This is a genomic window from Nonomuraea sp. NPDC049750, assembly GCF_040659625.1.
Taxonomy (GTDB): domain Bacteria; phylum Actinomycetota; class Actinomycetes; order Streptosporangiales; family Streptosporangiaceae; genus Nonomuraea.
Genome location: NZ_JBFANB010000003.1, coordinates 277467 through 301041 on the forward strand (window position 1 = coordinate 277467; position 23575 = coordinate 301041).

The window sequence follows — 23575 nt, forward strand, 5'->3', positions numbered from 1 at the left end:
GAGAGGTTCATGCCGAAACCTGATGAAGGCGGCACCAAGGACGGGCACTCCATGCCCGGTGTCGGCACCCCGAGTGACGAGCGCGAACCGCAGAACAACGGCGAGGCCGGATACGCGAACTCCACGGAGGACTACTACGCCGACTACCTCGCCAGGCCCGCGACGGACCCGAACGTCCACGACGAGAACATCGAGTGGCACCGCGTCGGCGACTACCCGTCCCAGGCGCCTCCCGGCGCGCCGTCGGCCCAAGAGCGTGACGCCTTGCTCGCCCCGAATCGCGTGGACCCAGGCACGGTGAAGAAGGAGATGTTCATCAAGATCGCCGACTTCGTGGACCCGGAGACCGGCAAGCCGCGTCCCGACTCGCCCGTGGAGAAGCTCCGCGCCGACCTGGACCGGCTCCGGGGAATGGGTGACCTGCCGAGCCTGGAGGCCCTCGCCACCCGCGCCACGCTGACCGATCGCCACCTGGGCACCTGGCAGGCGGCCGCGGATCTGCGGGCCACCACCGACAAGGCGCAGCAGAACATACAGCGCGCCGTCACCCAGCTCTGCTCGGTCTACGAGGCCATCGTGGAGACGCTCGACCAGACCGTGAAGACGGCCATGGACGCCGACACCACCGTGGCGGACAACTTGCGCAAGGCCGCGACATGAGCGGCTACACCCTCTACCAGCTCAGAGAGGCCAACCGCCCGCTGGTCGACGACATCGCCGCGGTCGGGGGCGGCGACAGCGATTCCAGCGAGGGCATCGTCGACCTCATCCTCAACCACACCGACCCCGGCAGGGTGGTGGAGGCCGGCAACAGCTATGTGACCATCGCCGACTCGCTCGCGACATCGATCAAGAACCTGCACGACGAGGCCCAGCGCCTCGCCGGATCCATGGGCGGGGAGACCCTGGAGGGCATCTTCAAGAAGATCGACGAGCTCCAGAAGGACATGGCCGCGGTCAACTACGGCGCCCAGACCGTCGGGCGCCCGCTCGTCTGGTACGGCCAGCAGGTGCTGCCGTTCTTTCGCGACAACGTCCCCCAAGTCGGCGACGTGGGCCTGGATGACGACATAGGCGACACCTTCGGCAGCGATGGCAACGCCCACGCGCTGGCTCGCCACCATCTGAAGCAGCTCAACAGGTTCATGGGAGACGTCTACGACCACATCTCCCCCGAGATGGAGCAGCGCGCGGCCCCTCCCCAGGGCGGTGGCGTCAACCCCGGCCCGATGCCGGGACTCGGCGGCACGGGCAACGGCCGGCTGGGTGGCGGGGTCCCGGATCCGTACACGGGCCTCGGCAGCCCGTACTCCAGCCTGTCCGGCCTGACCGACCCCACGTCGTCCGGTGTCGGGGACCCGTCCGGCCTGACCGACCCGAACCAGCGCCCGACCGATCCCAGCACGAACCTCCCGGACCCCAACGGCGCCCAGAACCCGAACCTCCCCGGCCTCGACCAGGCTGGTGTGAAGACCCCCGACCTGCGGAGTCCCCAGACCCCGGACCTGAAGAATCCCGGCGATCTCAAGACCCCGAGCCTGCCCGACACCAAGGCGAACCTGGCCGGCTTCCCGGACACCATGTCGCCCGACCTGGCCCACAGAGTGAACACGGGCGTACCCTCCACCGGCCCGCTCGCCCCCTCGGGGACCGGCACCGCCACGACGGCCGCGCAGGGCGCGGGCGGCCTGACGGCCGGCGGGGCCGCGCGGGGCGGGACCGGCGGTATGCCGATGGGCATGTACCCGCCGGGTATGGGGGGTGGCGGCCAAGGCCAGGAGCAGGACCGCGAGCGGACCCGGTTCCCGATGATCGAGGACGAGGCGTTCGAGACCGACGACCTGGGCGGTCCCGCAGTGATCGCATGACGGCGACGTGTCGGTTCCGGGAAGCGGTGATGTTCCGGGAAGCGGTGATGTTCCGGGAAGCGGTGATGTTCCGGGAAGTGGTGATGGAGAGGGCTGGCGGCTGCCGGCCCCGGGAAGTGAACGCGTGACGGTGACGGAGAAGGTCCGTGGTTACCGGCTCCAGGAGCGGGCCGGGCAGGACGGGCCGTGGAGCGCGTACCTCGCGACGGCCGACCGCGACGGCGCCTCGGTGCTGCTGCGGTCGCTGGCCTGCCGCCGCGTGGACAAGCGCCGGCTCAAGCCGCTGCTGCGCGGCTTTCGCTTCCCCGACGCACTCGCGGCCCATCCGAACGTGATCCCGGTACTCGACATCGGCACCACCGCCGACGGCCGCCCGTACCTGGTGACCGGGCTGCACGGAGGCTGCACGCTGGCCGAACGGCCCGGCCGGACCCTGCCCGCGCCGCCGGGCGAGGCGCTGCGCGTCGCGCGCGCGGTGGCCGCCGCGCTCGCGGCCACGCACGGGGCGGGCGGCGTGCACGGCGACGTACGGCCGGAGAACGTGGTTCTGCCCGAGCACGGCGAGCCCAGACTGACCGGGTTCGGCATGAGCGGGCTGATGTCACTGGCCGAGCTGCCCGATGGGACGTCTGTGTCCGTCCACAGCCCGCCCGAGCTGCTCGAAGGCCGCTCGGCCAGTCCGGCGTCGGACGTCTACTCGCTCGGGTCGATGCTTTACGAACTGCTCGCCGGGCGGCCCGCGTTCGCCCTGGACGGGCCGGACACCTCGGCCCGGTTCGTCTTCGGCGTGCTGAGCGAGGAGCCGCCGCCTCTGGCGTCCCCCGGACTGCCGCCCGACCTCGTGTCCGCCGTCAACCAGGCGATGGCCAAGTCCCCCGACTCCCGCCCTACGGCCGCCGACCTCGCCACCCGGTTCGCCCACACAGTCCCACCGGCCCTCGACCAGTCGGCCCCACCCACTGCCCACCAAGCGGCCCCATCCACGTACAAACTGGTCGCTCCGAGCTCCCGCCTGACGCCATCGCAGACCGGACCCGGCTCGCCGTCGATGCCGTCGTTCCCCTCGGTGCCACCAGTGGCGGCGGTGCCGTCGTCGGCGGTGGCCGCTGAGACGTCGGTGCCGCGCGCTCTCGTCTGGACCGTCGACCCCGACCGCTCGGCGTCGCTTCCCCGACCACCCCGTCCGCTCTACGCATCCTCCCACCAGCCGGGTACGGCGCAGCCGCAGGCGCCGGCCGAGCCGAGGCGCAGGAGCAAGAAGGTCCCCCTGTTCATCGCCGGTACCTCCGGCCTGGCCGTACTGATCGGCGCGGCCAGTGTCGCCGCCGCCATGAACGGCCGCCCGTCGACCCCACCGCGGATCACTCTGGAGCCCCAGTCCGCCACAACCGGAGGCGCCGACGCAGGTGGCACCGACCCCACAACGGCCGCCAAACGACCCGCCTCGACCGCCACGACACCGCCACCCAGCGCCCTGCCCTCCACCGGCCCCTCCATCGCCCGTCCCGCCAAGACGCTGGACGCGGCGGCGATGAACGCGCAGCGGCCCAAGGACCTGAGGCTGGTGACCGACAACGGCACGACCGTGACGCTGTCCTGGAAACAGCAGCGCAAGAGCGACTTCCCCATGGTGCTCCAGCAGTCTCCCGGTGATCGCGTGCTGTCGATGGGGAGCGGCAGCACCACGTTCACGGTCGGCGGCCTGGACGCGGCCACGGGCTACTGCTTCAAGGTCGGCACGGTGGTCAGACTCGGCCGGCCGTCCTCCGTCGCGTGGTCCCCGTCCCTGTGCATCCGCGGCGCGGTGGAAACCGACCCAGGCGGCCGGGACGAGCAGGTCCAGCCGCCCATCGTCCTCCCACTGGCCACTCCACCCACCTGAAAGCGGCGGCCTGGAGCGCGTCGAGCTGGGTGTCCAGGCACTGGCGGACGGTGGAGGCGCGGGCGTACCCGATGCGTTCTGGAGCCGAAGCGGCGGTAAGTCGGGTCACCTTACGGCGGACGGGACGATGTCGATGGCCTCGATCGATACGGCGGGGCGGAAGGTCAGGAAGGGACGCTCGTCGCTGTCGTTCAAGTCGGTCGTGACGACCCGCTCTGGCGAAGATCCCGGACGCACGACCCGGCCACCTGCGATGGCGAGGTAGCCGCTGAAGTTGCGCCTGGTGAAGCGGCGCTCGCTTCCGGTCGTGACGTCGATCGCGATGAGGGGGCTCTCGTCGTCGGGCTCCGGGTAGACGATGAGTTCCCGGTCGGACGTCCAGACCGAGTGCGCCCCGGGTAGGGCGACCCGATCCTCGTGGACGCCGATCACCTTGCCGGAAAGGTCGAGGACGATGGTGGTGATGACGTCGTCCAGCGTCAGATAGGTGGCGGCGAGGAGTCGCCCGTCCGGGGACCAGCTGATGGCGTCTTCCTGCCAGTAGCCCTCGGCCGACCAGAGCGGCTGCCGGGCGCCGGTGGCGGTCTCGATCAGCACTATGCCCGCGATCTCGTCGCCCACGCCGGGGATTCCGGGGCCGTTCGACAGGTCGGCCAGGACGGCGAGCCGGCTGCCGTCCGGTGAGAGCGCCGCCCGTACGAAACCGTCCGAGACGAACTCCTGCCGTGCTCCGGTGGCGAGCGCGTGCAGCACCACCCGCATGGGTTCGGCGCCGTCGTCCTGCCGCGCCAGGAACACCAGCCGAGTCCCGTCGGACGACAGCGACACCGTATTGCGGGAGAGGTGGGCCGGGAGCCCCGGGACGGTCACGAACTCGTCGCTGTCGGCGTCCAGCACGAGCACGGCGTCCCGATCGAGGCCATGGGCCGCGACGACCATCCGAGCCGTCCGCACCGGCCGTGCAGCCGGCGCGTCGAATGCGATCTCCCACGACCGGTGGACGACCACGGTACCTCCCAAGAGCGGATCCGAGCCGCAGCATAGTCAACGATCACGGAACGTGGTGATTCCAGATCTGCCGCAAGCCGATCTTCATGGTGTACGTTCCCGCTGCGATCTTTATGTCCCATTTATCCGAGGTGAATGCGTGCGGCGTCTCTGCGTAATCATGGTGGGCGTGCTCGTGGCGTCATTGTTAGGACCCGTCCACGAGATATTAACGGCCAGAATGGCGGCAGCGGCAGCGGCGGCGGTGTCCGCAGCCGCCGCCCCCTGCCCCCCGAACAGTGACGACTGGTCGAACGCCGGCAGAGGTGACAAACGCTGCGTGTTCAACAGCATGTACGCCACCCGCCGCCGCATCAACAGCTCCTGCCTGACCGCCCGTCCCGCGCTCGGCACCTACATCTACCAGCAGCCCAACGAGTGCAGCGCCGGCGGCGGCATCGAGGCCATCGGGCAGGCGCGCGCCATCAAGTACCTGAACGACCACCTTGGCGTCCCGCCGCCGGCGCAGCCCGGCGCGGTCATCAACCCGAACGTTCAGTGGGAGACGTACCTCAACAACGGCCGCGATCGGCCCGACATCGTCTACTACGACCGGGTCGGCACCAGCTTCGCCGAGGTGGTCGAGGCCAAGGTCAAGGGCAACCCGGACTATGAGGGCTGGGGACGCCAGGTCGGCCGGTACGTCGCGGCGATCGCCGCCAACGGCGTCAACGGCGTCCGCGCCGGGTCGGTCCTCGACCGCTGGGGCGGGTACGAGGACTGGTTCCAGGTCTACGGCAAGGGAAAGACGTGCCCGCTCGCCGGTGGCGGCCAGGGATTCCAGCTGTCCACCTACAGGGCCACCTCGCCGGCCTCCGGCCTCCTGGACATCCGGGAGGTGAAGAAGGAGCGCAAGTGCGAGAGACAGAAGGACCCGGCGGATCCCAACAGTCCGCCCGCCAAGATCCCGGTCGTGGACGAGGACGACGACGACTTCAAGTGGGAGCCCCCGGACTACCTTCTGCCGCTGATCAGGGGCATCCGGACCGTCGGTCCGACCACGCTCGCCGAGGACATCGGCGCCTATGGCAGCGTCGAACTCGCCGCGGCCGAGCTGACCGCTGAGATCGAGCTGTTCCTCGCCAGCCAGGCGGGCAGGGCGTTCCTGCTCGAGGCCGGCTTCGCCACGATCGAGATGGCGCTGGCGATCGGCGCGGTGGCGCTGATCGGCCTCATCCTGTGGTGGTATTTCACCCACCACGGCAGTCTGGTGAAGGGCGAACCGCACTTCACCACCCCGGACAACCTGGGCTACGACCTGCAGTCCGTCGGCGAGTTCATCCTCGCCCAGTCCGACAAGTGGAACCTGGAGATCCAGGGCCGGCTCAGCCCCGCCAGCGGCGGCAGGGACGTTTCGGTGATGTTCGACGCCGCGATGGAGGCCGGCGACCACCTGGTCGAGTTCCACGAGGACGACCTGTACATCGACAACCAGAAGCGCACGCTCGAGCCCGGCAAGCTCCTCCACCTGGGCAAGAACGCGTTCATCCTGCGCAAGGACGACAAGTGGGCCGTCATGTTCGACGGCGTGGCCGGCCCTGCCCTGTCCTGGAGGAGGGGCGCCGCCAGCCTCTACATGCCGCCGACCCCCGACAGCGACCTCGTGGGCCTGCTCGGCAACGCCGACGGCAACCCGAAGAACGACCTGCGTCTGCGGGACGGCACCCAGCTGCCCGCCAACGCCTCGCCGACCGTGCTGCACAGCAGCTTCGCCGACTCCTGGCGGATCGACGACAACGAGTCGCTGTTCACCTACGGTCCGGGCCAGAGCACCGCGACCTTCACGAACAAGCAGTTCCCGGCCAAGATCGTCTCGATCGCCGACCTGACGCCCGAGCAGGTCCAGCTGGCGACCACTCAGTGTGAGGCGAACGGCGTCCCGGCGGGCCTCCAGTTCAACGACTGCATCCTGGACATCGCACTCACGGCGGACACTTCGTTCGCGAAGGCCGCCGCCGAGCAGACGAAAGCCATCCTCGACCCGACGGCGCAGGCCGTCAACGAGGACGGGGACCTGGCGATCGACTTCCAGGGGGCGCTCAGCTCGAACGTGCGGCCGTCGCGGGTGTCGACCGATCCGGCGGTGAGCACGTTCGCCGGGCCGTTCAGCGGGACGGATTCGTACCGGTTCTACGCGCAGTCGCTACCGTCTCACAAGAGCGGGACGCTGAGCTTCGACCTGCTGGCCGTCGGCGACTGGGCATCCGACTCCGACACCGAGACGGTCCAGGTCGAGACCGACCGCGGCACCCCGTACACGATCACGCCGAACACGCTGACGCCCGTCGCGACCGGGAAACTGGCGACCGGCCTGCCGTGGGCCAAGTACCGGATCACGATGCCGGTCACCCACAACAAGAGCCAGATCGAGTTCAAGACCACGGCCACCGGGGTGGCGGGCATCTCGAACCAGGCGTTCGGAATCGACAACGTCAACCTCGACCTGGACGTCACGCCACCACAGACGTTCACGGTGTCGCTGCCGTTCACGGCCTCGGACGGCGTCCCGGCCGCGGGAGCGGGCAACCTGGAGACCGAGGTCGCGCGCGACGAGTACCAGTTCACGCTGGGCCAGCCTGGTTCGATCTTCGTTGACGCGCAGGAGTGCCCGGGGCTCTGGCTCAACTGGGAGCTGTTCAACGCCGCGGGCGCGAGCGTCGCCACCAACTCTCTGTGCGGTGACAAGCGCCTCGACAGCCTCGCGGCGGGCGCGTACCGGCTACGCGTCTCACCGCACGAGGACGAGTTCGGCGCTTACAAGCTCAGTGTGAGCACGATCGCGCCCGACGTCGTCAAGACCGCGGCGATCGGCGGGCCGAAGGTATCGCTGGCGACCACCCAGCCGGGCCAGTACGGCGCCTGGACGTTCGCCGGAACAGCCGGCCAGAAGGTCTCCTTCGAGTTCACCGACGGCACCCTGAGTTCGAGCATCGACGCCACCGTGCGGGTGAAGCGACCTGACGGGGCCGTCCTGGCGTCGCAGAGCTGCGGCAAGACCTGCTTCATCGACACCGAGACCCTGCCTGTCACCGGCACCTACTCGGTGGTGTGGGATCCGAAGGACGCCAAGACCGGCTCGCTCGCGCTGCAACTGTTCGAGGTGACCGACCTCACCGGGACGGTCGCGCTCGGAGCGCCCTCCACACTGACGACCACGGTTCCCGGACAGGACGCGTACTGGTCGTTCGCCGGCAAGGCCGGGCAGCGGATCGCGTTCGGGGTCAGCGGGCTGACCAGCTCCGCCTACGCCTCGGTCCGCAAACCGGACGGAACGCCGCTGTACGGCTCCACCTACTGCTCGACGGCCTGCGCCTTCAACACCGTCACGCTTCCCGCGGACGGCACCTACACGATCGTCGTCGATCCGACCGTCGCGCGGCCGGGGCCGATGACGGCAGGGGTGATCGCGGGCGATGTCACCGGCTCCCTGACCGTCGGCGGGGCACCGGTCGAGCTGACCACCGCCGGGCCGGGGCAGAACGCCACCTGGTCGTTCGCCGGGACGGCCGGTCAGCGCATCGCGTTCGCCCTGACGGGCGGGACGTGGGACAACAACGGGTACGCGCGCGCCTCGGTGCGCAACCCGGATGGAACGGACCTGTTCAAGCCGACCTACTGCAAGGCGTCGTGCACGTTCGACACGGTCACGCTGCCGGTGACCGGGACCTACACGGTGGTCGCCGACCCGTACGGGGCGGCCGTGGGCTCGATCTCCGCGCAGGTCGTCGCGGGCGACGTCACCGGCTCCCTGACCGTCGGCGGGGCACCGGTCAAGCTGACCACCACCGGGCCGGGGCAGAAAGCCACCTGGTCGTTCGCCGGGACGGCCGGTCAGCGCATCGCGTTCGTCCTGACGGGCGGGACGTGGGACAACAACGGGTACGCCCGAGCGTCGGTGCGCTATCCCGACGGAACGGACCTGTTCAAGCCGGCCTACTGCCAGCCGTCGTGCGCGTTCGACACCTCCACACTGCCGGAGACCGGAACGTACACGGTGGTCGCCGACCCGTATGGAACGGCCGTGGGCTCGATCTCCGCGCAGGTCGTCGCGGGCGACGTCACCGGGACGCTCACGCCGGGCGGCGCCGCGGTCAAGCTGACCACCACCGAGCCGGGGCAGAACCCGACCTGGTCGTTGGCCGGAAAGTCCGGGCAGCGGGTCTCGATCACGATCTCGGGCGGAACGTTCAGCAGCGCGCAGGCGTCGGTGCTCGGACCGGACGGCTCGGTCTTCCTGCCGAAGAAGTCCTGCTCCGCCTCCTGTTTCTTCGATGCGACCGTACTGCCGGCGGACGGCACCTACCAGGTGGTGGTCGACCCGGCCGGCATCTACACCGGCTCGGCCTCCGCCCAGGTGAACCTCGTGGCGCAGGACGTGGCGGCGCAGGTCACCGTCGGCGGGCCGGCGTCCACGCTGACGACCACGATCGCCGGACAGCACGGTGTGTGGACGTTCGCCGGGACCGAGGGCCAGCAGGTGTCGTTCAACTTCACCGGTTCGACGTTCACCTCCAGCTCGGACATCAAGGTCAAGGTCAAGAAGCCGGATGGAACCGACCTGGTCGCCGACACCCGCTGCGGCGTCAACTGCCTGCTCGAGCCGACCGTGCTGCCGGTGACCGGTACTTACACGGTCGAGCTCAACCCGCAGAACGCCAAGACGGGTTCGCTGGCCCTGCAGCTCTACACGGTGACTCACCTGAGCGGCAGCGTCATCGTCGGAGGCGCCGCGTCCAGCATCACGACGACGACGCCGGGCCAGAACGGAACCTGGTCCTTCTCCGGCACCTCGGGCCAGCTCGTCTCGTTCAACTTCACAGAAGCGAGTTTCGCCGGTGCGACCGGTGCTCGGGTGTCGGTGAAGAAGCCTGACGGCTCCGTGCTGGTGGCGGCCACCTACTGCGGTCGGAACTGCTTCCTGGAACCGATTGCTCTTCCGGTGGCGGGTACCTACAGGGTGGAATTCGACCCGCAGGATGGGAATGTCGGGAAGCTGACCGCGCAGCTCTACACGGTGACTCACCTGACCGGCAGCGTCACGGTCGGAGGCGCCGCGTCCAGCCTCACGACGACGGCGCCGGGCCAGAACGGAACCTGGTCCCTCTCCGGCACCTCGGGCCAGACCGTCTCGTTCAACTTCACCGACGCCAACTTCGCCAACAGCACCGGCGCCCAGGTGACGGTGAAGAAGCCTGACGGCTCCGTGCTGGTGGCGGCCACCTACTGTGGCCGTAACTGTTTCCTCGACCCGGTGGCTCTGCCGGCCACAGGCACCTACACCGTCGAATTCAACCCGCGAGACGAACAGGTCGGCAAGCTGACGCTGAGGACCTACCCGGTCGCCGACCTCTCTCCGGTGAGCATCACCATCGGTGGCGCCACCTCGACCCTGACCACCATGACCCCGGGCCAGAACGGAACCTGGACCTTCAACGGCACCGCCAACCAGAAGGTGACCTTCACCTTCACCAACTCCAGTTTCGGCAGCTCCGTCGACGCGCAGGTATCGGTGAAGAAGCCCGACGGCACCGCATTGGGCTCCACCGCCTATTGCGGCCGCAACTGCACCATCTCCGCGACGACTCTGCCCGCCACGGGCACCTACACCATCCTTTTCGACCCCAAGGCCGAAAAGACCGGCGCTCTGACCGTCAAACTCGCGCTGGCGAGCTAGATCAGAGCTAGATCGGCACGCCGCCACGGCGGCGTGGGCTCGGTGGCTTTCACCACCGAACCCACGCCGCCGTGGCGTTTACGGGTGTTGGGATATGTTCGGGTCGAGCCGAGATACGGGTAAGAACCGGCGGTTGGGCGGCATCAGTTCCCCTGAATACTCCGCACCCGATGCCCGCCCAGTGCGCGGTCCATCACGTTCCAGCACTCAGCACCGGATCGGTGACTCCACCGGGGCAGGCGAGCCGGGCGATGTCCCATCCGGCGCGCCGGGCTCCGGCCTGGTAAGCGCTGTCGTAGAAGGCGAGGACGGCGGCGCGCGGATCGGCCTCGGCCAGGGCGTCGGCGTGGCGCAGCACGGCCAGATGGCCACCTCGCTGCTCGATCCACCGCGCGGCCGCGGGCTCCAGGGGTTCGTTGTCCAGGCCCTTGGGCTCGGGAGCGGTGTAGGAGTAGAAGGCCGGGTCCGGGAAGGCGTCGTCGCCGAACCAGAAGCCGGAGCTGATCACCTCCCGCGAGTACGCTTCCCGCGACACCGGGTCGGCCCCGGGCGGCTGGTCGATCGTGCGGTCGGAGAAGCGGGTGCAGGCGATGTCGAAGGTGTGCCAGAAGTGGTGCACCGGGCTGATCTTGCCCGAGAAGCCCGCGGCGAACTCCTCCAGCAGGAGGTTCACCTGGCTGAGGACCTGCCAGTAGCGGGTGACCTCGGCCGGAACGTAGTGCGTGTGCTCGGTGTCGTCGGCGAACGGCCGGTCGGAGTCGGGCAGGTCGAACGGCCGCGGCACGGCGATGTCCACCCGCACGTCCAGGGCCGTCAGCGCCCGCATGGTGTGCTGGTAGAAGGACGCCACCGACTGGCCGGGGAGCGCGAACGACACCGCCCGGCCGTCCACCGTGGTGAGGAGCAGCTGGTGGCCGACGAAGTCGAAGTCGATCGTGAAGATCGGGTTGCCGTCGGCCTGTCCCATCGGACGGGTGGTGATCCCTCGCCCGGTGACATGGAACGGCGCGTTCCACCAGTGGTTGCGCCGGACCGTCGAACCGAGCCGGATCTTGCCCACTACCTGGCAGAACCGGTGCAGCGTCGCCTTGGTGTCCCGCCACTCGGCCGACGGTAGGGCGGTGTACAACTCCATGACGCCATCGTTCCCACACGGTCGCGGCGCTACTCACGCGACGCCAGGAGCCCGGCTTGGCCGCCAGGGGTCCAGGCGTTCAGAGAAGAGGCGTTCAGAGAAGAGGCGTTCAGAGAAGAGGCGTTCAGAGAAGAAAGGTGAATAGCGGCGAGCCAGGCGGGACGCGCTCCACCGTGAGCGGGCTGGCCTTCATACGGAACAGGAGACTGTCGAGATCACTGGCCCGCTCAAGCTCGATGCCGACGAGCGCCGGGCCGGTCTCGCGGTTGTTCTTCTTGACGTACTCGAAGGCGATGATGTCCTCGCCCTCGCCCAGCACCTCGTCCAGGAAGTGCCGCAGGGCGCCGGGGCGCTGCGGGAAGGTCACCAGGAAGTAGTGCCGCAGCCCGATGTGTACGAGAGAGCGCTCCAACACCTCGCCGTACCGGCTGACGTCGTTGTTGCCGCCCGACACCACGCAGACCAGCGGCCCTCCGGAGGAGGAGTACGGCAGTAGCTCACGGGCCGCCGCTCCGGCGAGGGCTCCGGCGGGCTCGGCGATGATGCCGTCGGTCTGGTACAGATCCAGCATCTCGGTGCACACCGCACCCTCATCGACCGCGACGACCTCATCCACCAAGTCCTTGATCAGGGGGAACGTGGCCTCTCCCACTCTTCCGACGGCGGCGCCGTCCACGAAGGTGTCCAGCTCGGGCAGGGCGAGGGGCCCGCCGTGGTCGAGGGCGGCGCGCATGCTGGCCGCTCCGGCGGGTTCGGCGCCGATGATGCGGGTGGCGGGTGAGTGCTCGCGGAGCCAGACGGCGATGCCGCTGATCAGACCGCCGCCACCGACCGGTACGACCACGGTGTGCGGTGCCTCCCCGGCCTGCGCCAGGATCTCCAGGCCGACGGTGCCCTGCCCGGCCATCGTCCTGATGTCGTCGAACGGATGCACGTACATCGCGCCGGTGCGCTCGCTGTCGGCGTGCGCGGCGGTGCTCGCCTCGTCGTAGGTGCCGCCGCCGACCACGACCTCCACCCGGTCACCGCCGAGCGCCGCGATGCGCTCGCGCTTCTGCCGCGGTGTGGTGGACGGTACGTACACGCGCCCGCTGATCCCGAGCCGCGCGCAGGCGAACGCGACTCCCTGCCCATGGTTGCCCGCGCTCGCGCAGACCACACCACGTCGCCGCTCTTCATCCGTGAGCGAGGCGATCAGGTTGAACGCTCCGCGCACCTTGTAGGAGCGGCAGACCTGCGCGTCCTCGCGCTTGAGCAGCACCTGACCGCCGAGCAGGTCGGACAGCCGCTGATTCGGCTCCAGCGCGGTGCGACGCACGACCGGCCGCAACCGTTCGGCCGCCTTGCTGATCATCGCGGTGGTGAGACGGTCGGTCATGCACACTCCAGGCACAGCGGTTGATCAAGGGATGTTAGCAAGGCGTCGCGTGGTGAGTGACGACGACAGCCGAACAGCGGGTCGCTGGGAACGGTGCCCGTCGCCAGGCGAGCACACTGGTCACAACGATCCCAACAGGTCATGCGATTCCCGCAGCGCCCGTCTCCCTCAGCCGGACGGCTACCGACCAGCGACATTCTTGCGACGCTTGCTCAGTTCGCCAGCTAGCGGACTGCCGCGCCGGAGCGAACGATCAAGCTCACCGCAGCGCCATTCCCGGGACACGAGCGCGGATCGCATCCATGGCCGCCTCGTCCGAGACGCCCTGCCAGTCGTACCGGGGTGTGTAGGGTGCGGTGAGGGCGCGTACGTCCTCATCGGTGAGCTCGACGTCCAACGACGCGATCGCGTCGTCGATCTGCTTGATCGACCCGGCACCGACCAGCGGAGCGGTGACGACCGGCTGGCGATGCAGCCAGGCCAGGGCGATGGACGCGCGGCTCACGCCGTGGGCGGCAGCGACCTGGCCGACCGCATCAATGATGGCGTGGTTCGAGGCTTCCTGCTCGGGCGAGTAGAGCATGTCGGCGTAGGCACCATCGGTTTCGGAGCGGGCAGTGGAGTTCGCCTCATCCCAGCCACGGGCCAGACGGCCCCGCGCGAGTGGGCTCCAGATGATGGTGCCGACGCCCTCGTCCAGGCACAGCGGGATCATTTCGCGTTCCTCCTCGCGGGCGAGCAGGTTGTAGTGGTCCTGCATGGACACGAACCGGGCCCAGCCGTTCTGCTTCTGCAGGTGCAGGGCCTTCGCGAACTCCCACGCGAACATCGACGACGCGCCCAGGTAGCGCACCTTGCCGACTCTGACCAGATCGCTGAGCGTTTCGAGGGTCTCCTCCAGCGGCGTCGCGTGGTCGTTGCGGTGCACCTGGTAAAGGTCGATGTAGTCGGTGCCCAACCGTCGCAGGCTGTGGTCGACCTCGGTCATGATCGCCTTGCGGGACAGGCCCTTCCCGTTCGGCCCGGGGCGCATGGGATGACGCAGCTTGGTCGCGATCACTACATCGTCGCGGTTCGCGAAGTCGCGCAGTGCGCGGCCGAGGATCTCCTCGCTGGACCCGTTGGAGTACATGTTGGCGGTGTCGAAGAAGTTGATGCCCGCGTCGAGAGCGTGCTTGATCAGCGGGCGCGCATCCTCCTCGCCGAGGGACCAGACGGGGTGACCGCGGTCGGGCTCGCCGTAGGTCATCGCACCGATCGCGATGGGCGAAACGTCCAGGCCGGTGGTGCCGAGCTTCACATAACGCATGGGCGTCTCCTGTAAGCCTTGAACTTGCGGACGATTCTCCGCAAGTTCTCACCAAACTAGCGGAGGATTGTCCGCAAGTCCATCGGAGGCACCATAGGGTGATGACCGACCAGACGCCGAGCACCTACGGCACGCAGCGCAAGGCCGCCGCGCGTAACCGTGTGGCGATCATCGAGGCCGCCCATGAACTGTTCGGGGACAACCCGCTCGTGCCGCTGAGCGAGGTCGCCAAGCGTGCCGGCGTCGGCGCCGGCACGCTCTACCGGCACTTCCCCACCCGGGAGGATCTGCTCCTGGCGGCCTACCAGCACGACATCGAACGCCTGACCACCACCGCCGACGAGGCGCTGGCGCGCCATCCATCGGCGAAGGACGCGTTCATCGAGTGGTTCGAGACTCTGTCGGCCTACATCCGCATCAAGCACGGCCTCGGTGACGCGTTGCACAGCGCCGCGGCCCAGGACGTGATCAGCGCTTCGTGGGCGCCGACCACCGCGGCGGTGGCCAAGCTCGTCGAGGCCTGCGTGGCCGAGGGCACCATCGCTCCCGGGCACGACCCCGCCGACATCATCATGCTTATGAGCTTTCTGTGGCGCGTCGCGAACAACGACGACGGCGTGGCCCAAGGACGGCGCCTGATCGCCGCTGTCTTTTCGGGGCTGAAAGAGGCACCCCAGCCGATCTGAGCACAGCCGAGTTGAGCGCACCGCTCGCCGCAGCGACTACAACGGCGAAACCTGCTCACGCGACTCCACCGAGGCAAGGACTCCGCCTGTGACGAGAAGGGGACATGTGCAGATGCCGAGCGGCATGGCATGTGGCTCCATATCGCTGACGGAGGCGCCTGTGAAGAACCTGAAGATCAGAACCGCGATGGCGGCAGCACGATGATGAGGACAGCCAGCCCCACCTTGGGGAGATGGCGGGTCCGGTCCGGCTGTCGAATCGGGATCATCGGGGAGCGGACCCAGACGATCGGTCTCGGTGCTCGGCCGCGAGGTGTTCATGAGTTGTCTTTGCTACCGGACGAGTGTTGAGCAGACGGAAGCAAGAGGCCGCGTTCGCTGTAGGCGGGGTCGTTCGCCGCGGTGACGAACGTGTCGAAGCGCATGGTGCAGCGGCGAAGCTCGGTGTAGGCCTCCCATGCCGGGACGCCCGGGGTGTTCGGATTTCCGGTGCGGATAAAGGCTGCCACGGCCCGCCGGAAGGTGTGGCCGGTCGGTTCGACGCCGGCGGGGTCGACATCGCGGAACATGGGAGAGGCCGACCAGGCTGGAAGATTGTCAAACAGCATGGGAATGTCCACGGTGTGGCAGGCACCGAGGGCCGATCTCCAGTCCACCTGGTAGACGAAGCCAGGATGACCGTGACGAGCGCGCGCCTCGGCGACCTGGAGCGCCGGTAGCCTGACCAGGCGATCGGTGGTGATGTCGGCCAGGACTTGAGACGCGGACGCGCCCGGCCGCCGGGCCGCGTAGTGGTCGTAGACGACCTGTGGGGCCGCGTCGGGCGTCAGGCGTTCCACAAGCTGCAGGACGGCATCGCGGGTAATGGCCGCGGACGCGGGGTCGATGGCCAGGAACGGGTTCATCTCCTCGGCGGTGGCGCCGATCAGGACGTCGATGCCAGGGGCGACGCCGGCGGCGACGGCGGGCAGAACAGGCCCGGGCAGCCCTGGGGCGCCGGCAATCGGATGCATCGGCGGGGCCGGGGCGCCGATGCGTCGCCGGCCGCTGTCGGCGACGAGTCGCTGGTAACCGATGATCAGCTCTTCGGCCGGAAGGTCTCGCAAACGGTGGGCTGTCGTGATGCTCAGGCCCAGGAGACGCAGGTAGTCCTCGCCGGCCTGTTCGGCTTCGTGCGGGGATGGCATCGCGATGCCGAGGGGGCCGCTTTGGGCGAAGATCCGATGGAAGAGGCCTGTGGCTGAGGGGGAGCTCAGGAGCGCCACGGCGGTCACCGCGCCTCCGGACTGACCGGCCACGGTGACGCGGTCGGGGTCGCCGCCGAAGTCGGCGATGTTCTCCCGCACCCAGCGCAGAGCCGAGATCGCATCCAGAAACCCCATGTTGCCTTCGGCGATACCTGGGACACGCAGGAAGCCCAACGGACCGAGCCGGTAGTTCGGCGTGACGACGACGATGTCCTCGGCGGCGGCCAGGTTGCGGCCGTGGTAGCCGGGCCAGGCGCTGGCGCCGCTGAGCCAGCCGGAGCCGTGGATCCATACCAGGACGGCCCGGGGCCGGCCGGTGACGCCGGGGGTCCAGATGTTCAAGGTGAGGCAGTTGTTCTCGGCCTGGGCCAGCGTTGGCGAGCCGGTGAGCAGTTGCATCGCATCCGCGGGTCTGGCGGGGTTGGCGGGTGGCTGCGGAGCGGCAGGGCCGAAGGTGGTCGCCGGACGGATGCCTTGCCACCGGGCATGCGGCTGCGGAGCAGCGAAACGAAGGTCGCCTATGGGGGCGGCCGCGAAGGGCACGCCGAGGAAGGACGCGACGCGCCCGTCCCAGCTTCCCTGAACAGCGCCCGGCTTGGTGGTGACCACGGGGTGGGGATCGTTCATGACCATCCTTGCGAAGGAACGTTCGTTCGCATCACTTCAGCACATCTCGGGCGCGGTTGACAAGAATGAACGTTCATTCCATCCTCGAGGGGTGCCCGTCTCACACAGTCCAGCCGCCGACACGCGCCGTCAGCATGTCCTGGCAGCCGCGCGCCGCTGCTTCCTCGCCAACGGCTTCCACGCGACCTCTATGCAGGACATCTTGCGCGAAGCGCAGATGTCGCCCGGCAACCTCTATCGGTACTTCCCCGGCAAGGACGCCATCGTGCTCGCGATCGTGGAGGCCACCTTGGCTGAGGTCACCGGCGCGTTCGAAAATACGCTCCTTGACGAGCCACCCCCTTTGCTGGAGGCGCTCACCGAGATCCTGCGTGCGATCGAACGGCTGGACGACCACGAGGGCACGCCACGGCTCGCGATCCAGATCTGGGGGGAGGCCCTACGAAATCCGGCGATGGCCTCGCTCTTCGCCGAGGCCATCGCCCCCGTCAGGCAATGGTTCGTCCAGCTCGTCGAAGCCCACCGGCATCGCGGCCTCACCTCCGGCCAAGTGGCACCGGAGCACCTGGCCAATGTCTTGCTTGGCGCCATCCACGGGTTCATCGTCCAAAGAGCACTGCTCAAGCTCGATGCAGCCAGCTACGCCGAGGGGCTGCGAGGCCTACTCGCGGTCCCGGCCAGCCCGCAAAACGATGCAAGCGGAACGTCTTGACCTGCGGATCCCCACCGACCACGGCTCATCGCCTTGAGAGGCGCCGAGCGTTGTGGTGGACGTCGACGCCCTGCGCAGCGGGGTCGTCCCCCCGGCCGTGAGGGGCAGGAGGCGTCGGCCGGGTGGAATCAGTCGAACAGTATTGTCACGTCCAAGCCGCCCTCGGTGCGTGGGTGGGCCGTCAGCTGCGCGCCGTGTGCTTCGGCGACGGCCTGCACGATGACCAGGCCTAGCCCGTGGCCGTCGGCGGTGTGGGTTCGTTGGGTACCGAGTCGCTGGAACGGTTGGAAAAGCCGTCGTAGATCCTGCGATCGGATGGTTGGGCCGGTGTTGCCGACTGATAGGCGGGCGCAACCATCCGTGAGTTCGGTGGCGATGGTGACGTGTCCGTCAGGAACGTTGTGGCGGAGCGCGTTGTCGACCAGGTTGCCGATCATGCTTGCGATCAGGTCAGGGTCACCGCTGATCGGTGCCGGGTCCAACGATGCCTGGACCGTGATGGTTCGCCGGGTGGCCTCCGCACGGCGCGACAGCATCACCCCCTTGGTGACATCAGCCAGGTCGACTACTTCCCACTGCTCGATGCCCTTCTGCCCTTTCGCCAGCGTGAGCAGGGCGTCGATCAAACGTTCCTGTCGTTCTCCGAGACCGAGAGCTTCCTCGCACGCGGCTCGCAGGCTGGCCTCGCTCGCCTCGGGGTCGGCGAGCGCGACCTGTAGGACGGCACGCTGACCGGCCAGCGGGGTGCGCAGTTCATGCGAGGCGTTGGCCACGAAGTGGCGCTGCGCCGCGAACGAGGAGTCCAGCCGCTCGAACAAGTCGTCGAGGGTGCGCCCCAGCTTGGTCAGCTCGTCGTCCGGGCCGTGCAGGCCGAGCCGCCGGTTGAGGTTGGTGGCTGAGATCTCCTGGGCGGTCATGGTCATGGCGCGCAGCGGGCGGAGGAAGCGCCCGGCCAAACACCACGCGGTCAGCACGGTGAGGACCACGACGATGATCGCGGTGATCGCGAGCGCGGCATCGATCTGCTGGGTGGCCGTGTCGGGCGGAGGGACAGTGTCCCCGGCCCGAACGCGGATCTGGTCTCTCCCGAAGAGGAAGCCGGCCAACAGCAGCATCGGGACGACGACGGCCAGAACCAGGCCGGCGTACAGCGTCGTGAGCTGCGCGCGCAGGGACGGCCGGCGCAGATGGTGCCGGGCGCGGCCGGCATGGCCGACCACCGTGGGGTTCAATGCGGGATTCATCGCGGGCCTGCGATCCGGTAGCCGCCCTCACGAACGGTGTCGATCACCGGTGGTTCGCCGAGTTTGGCCCGCAACCGGCGCACCGTTGTCTTGACGGTCGTGGTGAACGGGTCAGCGGCCTCGTCCCAGACCCGTTCCAGCAACTCCTCCGTGGACATGACCCGGTCACCGGCAGCGAGCAGGCATTCCAGCAGGGCGAACTCCTTCGGGGTGAGCTCCAAGCGCCGTCCGCCACGAAAGGCCACCCGCCGGCTCGGGTCCAGCATCAGATCGTCCGCCTTGAGGATCGGAGGCACGGCGGGCGTCGAGCGGCGCCCCAGCGCGCGTACGCGGGCCACGAGTTCGGTGAAGTCGAACGGTTTGGGCAGGTAGTCGTCGGCGCCCAAACTCAGGCCCTCGACCCTGTCTCGCACGGTGCCTGCGGCGGTGAGCATCAGCACCCGCGACCCGGCGCCACTGGCGGCGATGTCACGGCACACGTCGTCGCCGGGTGTGCCGGGCAGGTCGCGGTCGAGCACCACCACGTCGTATCGGGTGCCGGCCAGGTGGGCCAGGGCGTCGTCGCCGTCGAGAACGACGTCCACCGCCATGCCCTCGCGGCGCAACCCCGTCCCGATCGTCCTCGCCAGAACCTCGAAGTCTTCGACGACCAGAACTCGCACGACCGTCCTCCTTCTCACCCGGTGGTGGTCCCGTCCCGTCCACCGCGTTCGGTAGGCGCGACCGCACTGCTCACGATGCCAGGGAGCCGGTGTCGGCTGGGTGTCAGCGGCTGACACCGGGCCGACACCGGCCGTGCCGTACAACCATCTCGGAAAGGCGTCGACGACGGGCACGACCCGTGAGCACGGTGTCCGTCCCACGAGCGAGATTCCCATGCGGAAAGGACCAGACGTGAGAGATCCACGGTTGACGCGGCGTAGGTTCCTCGCCGTCACTGGTGCCAGTACGGCAGCCGGCGGACTGCTGACGACCAGCTCGACGGGCAGCGCCGGCGGGCAGCTGACGACCAGCTCGATGGGCAGGGCCGACGCGGCCACACGGGACCTCACCCAGGCGGTGCTCGCGGCCTTCGAGCGCCACCGGCTCGTGGCGATCGGTGAGTCACACGGCCAGCAGGAACACGGTGACGCGCAGCAGATGCTGCTTGTAGATCCGCGGTTGCCGCAGGTGGTCGACGACATCGTCGTCGAGTTCGGCAACGCGCTGTACCAGCCGATCGTTGACCGGTTCGTCGCCGGTGCGGCTGTCGAGGACCAAGTATTGCGGCAGGTCTGGCGGAACACCACGCAGTCGCCCGGAGCCACCGGCGACCAGCCGATCCGTGAACAGTTCTTCCGGACGGTCCGCGCCGTCAACTGGACGCTGCCTGCGGAGCGGAGGATCCGGGTGCTGCTCGGGGATCCGCCGATCGACTGGTCCCACATCACCGCCCAAGACCAAGTGGATGTCTTTCTCGCCCAACGTGACGCCCACATGGCGTCAGTGGTGAAATGGGAAGTGCTCGCCAAGAAACGCCGGGCACTGATCTGCTACGGCAGCGGGCACGTGATGCACTCGCCGGAGCCAGGACAGAACGCCGACCACGCAGTCCCGCTGATCGAGGAACAGACCGGCCAGCACGTCTACGTGATCGTGGCCGGTAGCCATCCCCGCCTAGTGACCTGTCCACGGCGCACCGTGATCCCGTGCTCAGGCAGCTGGCTGGAATCCACCGACGCGGGACAGTTCATGGACGCACCGCGGCTGTGCGGCTTCCCCTTGGGAAGGCTGGCCGACGCCGTGCTGTACCTGGGGCAACTGACGGACCTGACGCAGCCGCTGTGGAACCCCGCGATCTTCCTCGACCCGGTGTACTGGGCGGAACTCCACAGGCGCAACGCGATCAACGGCAACCTCATCGACCTCGAACAGTATCGGCAGCAGCAGCCGATCACTTTGCCCGCGTCACCTCCCGTGAGCTGCGCCGCCAACCGCGGTCACTGACAACGAAAAGCACGGATTTACCCCAGGGCGCTCGCCCGGAAGACCCTTGAGCGGAAGACGACAAGCCTTCAGCGATCACGAGACTTGCTGTGTCGGTCTGCTGTACATGCTGTTCCCGCACTTGAGGGGCCTGGTCCTTGACCAGGTGGAGGATTTGGGTGACCGCCTCAGGATCGCGGCCCGTACGGGCTCGGAGTTGGTGGCCTGCCGCGGCTGTGGGACACCGTCGGCTCGGGTGCATGATCGGTATCGGCGTCGTCTGCAGGACTTGGCCTGCGGTGGGAGACCGGTTCATGAGCTGGCTGACCCGCTCCGCTCAGCGGAGCAGCGAGCCGGGGGCCAGGCGGTGGGCGAGGCGGCGCGGTAGCGCGACTTTCCGTCTGACCAGCAGTTCGATGCTCGCGTAGTGCCGCCAGGCCGTGTCCGCCGCCGTCTGGTCCACGGGGGCGTCGCCGAACCGGGTGAGGTTCGCCAGGTCCGCCAGCCCGGTCAGCGGTTCGTTCGCGTCGGCGCCCAATGCCGTCACCCCGAGCGTGGCCACCTCGCGAGCGGTCAGGACGCGCGATGAGGCCGGGACTCCGGCGGCGCGCAGTCGTAGCACCGTCTGTCGCCACGCGCCCGCCACTCGCGCTCGCGGATCGCCCGTCCGGTGGCGTCGGCGGCGGCGCAAGGGCGGCAATACGGTCACGGCCAGCAGGTACCCGCCCAGCAGGCCTCCGGCTACCGCGCCCGCGATCGGCAGCCAGGTGGTTGCCGTCCCGTGGCCGGTCTGACGGGGTGACGGCTGTGGTGTGGGTCGGTGGGACGGCGGGGTGGCGGCGGGGTCGGCGTGTTCGCCGCTGATCTCCTGTTCGACCTCCTGCCGCTGCTTGGACACGCCTTCGGCGACGTCGCCGCTCTCGCCCGCGTGGCTGCGCGCCGGGGTCGGATAGAAGGGCACCCAGCCGATCCCCTTGAACTCCACCTCCGCCCAGGCGAGTACGTCACCCGCCAGCACCTGCCGTACGCCGCCGCCCTCCGCCTTGCCCGGACCGAAGCCGATGACCACCCGGCTGGGCAGGCCGAGCGAGCGGGCGAGCAGCGCGTACGACGCCGCGAACTGCTCGGTCGTGCCCTTCTTCGCCTCCGTGAGGAAGAACTGGATGCTGCGATAGCTGTGCCCCGGCGGGGAGTTGACGTCGTAGTCGGCGTGTTTGCGCAGGTAGGAGGCCAGCCGTACGGCCTGCTGCATCGGGCTGGTGGCACCGGCCGTGGCTTTGCGCGCGATGGTGGCGAGGAGGGCTCGTTGTGGGGGAGTACGGCCGTCGGGGCCGTTGGGCAGTGCCAGGGCGGCCTGGTCGGCGGCGGGGACCGCCTCGCGTAGTTCTGCGGCGGAGTAGCGGCGGATGCCGGAGATCACCCGGTACGTGATGCCCTCGCGAGCGGTGACGGTGGCAGCACTCGCCAGCATCCCGGTCGCCGGATCCGCCATCAGGCCGGTCGTGGAGTCGGTTGCCGGTCTGGTGCTGTTCACGGAGTTGGTGGTGGCCGTGTCGCTGTTCGTGGGGTCGGTTGTGGATGCGGTATCGGTCGCCTGGTCGGCTGTTCGTGCGGTACCCGTTGACTGGTCGGCTGTTCGTGCGGTGAAGCTCACCTGCTGCGGGCGGTCCGCCGCGGGCAGCCAGGGTCCGGCCAGCTTCTGCAGGGTGAACTGCTGCTCGACGACGTCGAGGGAGCCTGCGGACCCCTCACCAGGGACTCGGCCGCCCGTCGGCAGGTATCCGGCGCTGGAGGTCCACGTGACGCCGTCGAAGCGGTCCAGTACGGCCAGCCGCCAGTTCGCCTCGGTCGTTGACCTGACGGTGAAGAGCTGGCGGTAGGGGTTCTGGAGCCAGGCCGACACCTGGTCGAGCGGGCTCACCCCGGCGAGCGGGCGCGACGGCGGCTGGGACACCAACCGCCGCACGTCGTACGGCTCGGCGGCGAACGGCAGCACCGGTCCGGCCGCGACGGCGATCAGCACGAGGCCGGTCAGCAGCGGCACGCCCGCCACGAACGTCCTGGCTGCTCGGGCGGCCCGGACCAGGGCGAGGGCTAGGGCCAGCCCGACGAGGACGGCCGGTGTCGGCAGCTGAGAACCGGGACCGGACACGCCCAGCACGACGGCGGCGGCCAGCACCGGGACGGGCGGGGCCGCAGGCAGCACCGCCGCCCTTGTGCGCAGGGCCAACTCGGCCCCGGCCACCGCCGCCGCCCAGACCAGGAAGTGCGCCAGCACGATCGTCCTGCCGTCCCCCTCGGCCGGCAGAATGGTCGTGAGCAGCGCCTTTGCCGAGTCACGCACGCCGAGCAGCGCGGCCCGCGCACTGGCCGGACTCGGCAGGAACCCGGCCAGAGCCTGCGCCCTGAACAGGGTCGCCGACACCGCGACCAGCCAGGCAAGGAGATTCACGGCCAGGGATGCCCACAACGGCAGGATCCTGGCCAGCGCGTACGACACCGCGCCCGGCACGATCGCCGCCACAGCCACCACGGGGATCAGCGCGCCCAGCGTGAACACCCCGTCGAACGCCAGCCCGGCCGTACCCGCCAGCAGGATCACGATGACGATCGACGCCACGCGCCGCCACTCGGGCACGGGCGGCAGCGGCGCGGCCTCGGCGGCGGCCCCAGGCTGCACAGCCGGCGGCTCGTCCCGCAGCCCCAACGAGCCCCGCAGCCTCAACAACCCCCGCAGTCCCACCGCGGGCCGGACGTCCGATCGCATGGGCCGCACGTCCGGCGTGGGCGGGGCGACCGGT

15 protein-coding genes are annotated in these 23575 nt (G+C 69.1%); 7 read left to right on the forward strand and 8 right to left on the reverse strand.

The genetic code is table 11. The annotated features are described in order from the left end of the window. The first annotated feature begins 9 nt into the window (after positions 1-9). From AB0J16_RS09835 to AB0J16_RS09845, 3 genes are all read left to right on the forward strand, one after another. Positions 10-660: a hypothetical protein gene (locus tag AB0J16_RS09835; protein ID WP_358536642.1), complete on the forward strand. Its 651-nt coding sequence runs from the start codon at positions 10-12 to the stop codon at positions 658-660. Next, complete coding sequence (locus AB0J16_RS09840) at positions 657-1868, forward strand: hypothetical protein (RefSeq protein ID WP_358536645.1); 1212 nt, start codon at positions 657-659, stop codon at positions 1866-1868. Before AB0J16_RS09835 ends, AB0J16_RS09840 begins: the two co-directional genes overlap by 4 nt. A 124-nt stretch (positions 1869-1992) precedes the next feature. Beyond that, positions 1993-3750, forward strand: coding sequence for a protein kinase (locus tag AB0J16_RS09845; protein ID WP_358536648.1), 1758 nt, complete (start codon positions 1993-1995; stop codon positions 3748-3750). Positions 3751-3855: 105 nt separating this feature from the next. On the opposite strand, the gene AB0J16_RS09850 is transcribed toward AB0J16_RS09845, so the two are convergent. After that, a complete protein-coding gene (locus tag AB0J16_RS09850) occupies positions 3856-4758 on the reverse strand; it encodes a hypothetical protein (protein WP_358536650.1) in 903 nt (300 codons plus the stop codon). Positions 4759-5077: 319 nt separating this feature from the next. Between AB0J16_RS09850 and AB0J16_RS09855 the strand changes: the two genes are divergently transcribed. After that, positions 5078-10471 (forward strand): VWD domain-containing protein, encoded by a 5394-nt coding sequence (locus AB0J16_RS09855; RefSeq protein WP_358536653.1) that lies wholly within the window; start codon positions 5078-5080, stop codon positions 10469-10471. A gap of 193 nt (positions 10472-10664) precedes the next feature. On the opposite strand, the gene AB0J16_RS09860 is transcribed toward AB0J16_RS09855, so the two are convergent. From AB0J16_RS09860 to AB0J16_RS09870, 3 genes are all read right to left on the reverse strand, one after another. After that, a complete protein-coding gene (locus tag AB0J16_RS09860; protein ID WP_358536656.1) occupies positions 10665-11606 on the reverse strand; it encodes a DUF5996 family protein in 942 nt (313 codons plus the stop codon). Positions 11607-11730: 124 nt separating this feature from the next. After that, positions 11731-12984 carry a threonine ammonia-lyase IlvA gene (gene ilvA, locus AB0J16_RS09865; RefSeq protein ID WP_358536659.1) on the reverse strand — a complete coding sequence of 418 codons (1254 nt, stop codon included), beginning with the start codon at positions 12982-12984 and terminating at the stop codon, positions 11731-11733. A gap of 259 nt (positions 12985-13243) precedes the next feature. Continuing rightward, the gene (locus AB0J16_RS09870) at positions 13244-14293 is read right to left on the reverse strand and encodes an aldo/keto reductase (protein WP_358536662.1); all 1050 of its coding nucleotides are present in this window, start codon (positions 14291-14293) and stop codon (positions 13244-13246) included. A 101-nt stretch (positions 14294-14394) separates the two neighbouring features. On the opposite strand from AB0J16_RS09870, the gene AB0J16_RS09875 reads away from it, so the two are divergent. After that, positions 14395-14979 carry a TetR/AcrR family transcriptional regulator gene (locus tag AB0J16_RS09875; protein ID WP_358536665.1) on the forward strand — a complete coding sequence of 195 codons (585 nt, stop codon included), beginning with the start codon at positions 14395-14397 and terminating at the stop codon, positions 14977-14979. Positions 14980-15296: 317 nt separating this feature from the next. Here the strand turns inward: AB0J16_RS09875 and AB0J16_RS09880 are convergent, their stop codons facing one another. Further along, positions 15297-16853, reverse strand: a complete 1557-nt coding sequence (locus AB0J16_RS09880; protein WP_358536668.1) for a carboxylesterase family protein — start codon at positions 16851-16853, stop codon at positions 15297-15299. On the opposite strand from AB0J16_RS09880, the gene AB0J16_RS09885 reads away from it, so the two are divergent. Continuing rightward, a complete protein-coding gene (locus tag AB0J16_RS09885; protein ID WP_358536671.1) occupies positions 16852-17565 on the forward strand; it encodes a TetR/AcrR family transcriptional regulator in 714 nt (237 codons plus the stop codon). The genes AB0J16_RS09880 and AB0J16_RS09885 overlap by 2 nt on opposite strands. Before the next feature lie 128 nt (positions 17566-17693). Here the strand turns inward: AB0J16_RS09885 and AB0J16_RS09890 are convergent, their stop codons facing one another. After that, positions 17694-18797 (reverse strand): HAMP domain-containing sensor histidine kinase, encoded by a 1104-nt coding sequence (locus AB0J16_RS09890; protein ID WP_358536673.1) that lies wholly within the window; start codon positions 18795-18797, stop codon positions 17694-17696. Between the two features lie 8 nt (positions 18798-18805). Then, a complete protein-coding gene (locus AB0J16_RS09895; RefSeq protein WP_358536675.1) occupies positions 18806-19471 on the reverse strand; it encodes a response regulator transcription factor in 666 nt (221 codons plus the stop codon). 232 nt (positions 19472-19703) lie between these two features. Here AB0J16_RS09895 and AB0J16_RS09900 point away from each other — a divergent pair, with 232 nt between their 5' ends. After that, complete coding sequence (locus tag AB0J16_RS09900; RefSeq protein WP_358536677.1) at positions 19704-20795, forward strand: hypothetical protein; 1092 nt, start codon at positions 19704-19706, stop codon at positions 20793-20795. Between the two features lie 316 nt (positions 20796-21111). On the opposite strand, the gene AB0J16_RS09905 is transcribed toward AB0J16_RS09900, so the two are convergent. Further along, positions 21112-23541: a transglutaminaseTgpA domain-containing protein gene (locus AB0J16_RS09905; protein WP_358536679.1), complete on the reverse strand. Its 2430-nt coding sequence runs from the start codon at positions 23539-23541 to the stop codon at positions 21112-21114. Positions 23542-23575 lie beyond the last annotated feature (34 nt).

Excerpts from the sequence above, each read along its gene's own strand:
- AB0J16_RS09860 (WP_358536656.1), bottom strand. The coding sequence starts at position 11,606 with ATGGAGTTGTACACCGCCCTACCGTCGGCCGAGTGGCGGGACACCAAG.
- AB0J16_RS09885 (WP_358536671.1), top strand. The coding sequence starts at position 16,852 with ATGACCATCCTTGCGAAGGAACGTTCGTTCGCATCACTTCAGCACATC.
- ilvA (WP_358536659.1), bottom strand. The coding sequence starts at position 12,984 with ATGACCGACCGTCTCACCACCGCGATGATCAGCAAGGCGGCCGAACGG.
- AB0J16_RS09905 (WP_358536679.1), bottom strand. The coding sequence starts at position 23,541 with ATGCGATCGGACGTCCGGCCCGCGGTGGGACTGCGGGGGTTGTTGAGG.
- AB0J16_RS09875 (WP_358536665.1), top strand. The coding sequence starts at position 14,395 with ATGACCGACCAGACGCCGAGCACCTACGGCACGCAGCGCAAGGCCGCC.
- AB0J16_RS09870 (WP_358536662.1), bottom strand. The coding sequence starts at position 14,293 with ATGCGTTATGTGAAGCTCGGCACCACCGGCCTGGACGTTTCGCCCATC.
- AB0J16_RS09880 (WP_358536668.1), bottom strand. The coding sequence starts at position 16,853 with ATGAACGATCCCCACCCCGTGGTCACCACCAAGCCGGGCGCTGTTCAG.
- AB0J16_RS09835 (WP_358536642.1), top strand. The coding sequence starts at position 10 with ATGCCGAAACCTGATGAAGGCGGCACCAAGGACGGGCACTCCATGCCC.
- AB0J16_RS09840 (WP_358536645.1), top strand. The coding sequence starts at position 657 with ATGAGCGGCTACACCCTCTACCAGCTCAGAGAGGCCAACCGCCCGCTG.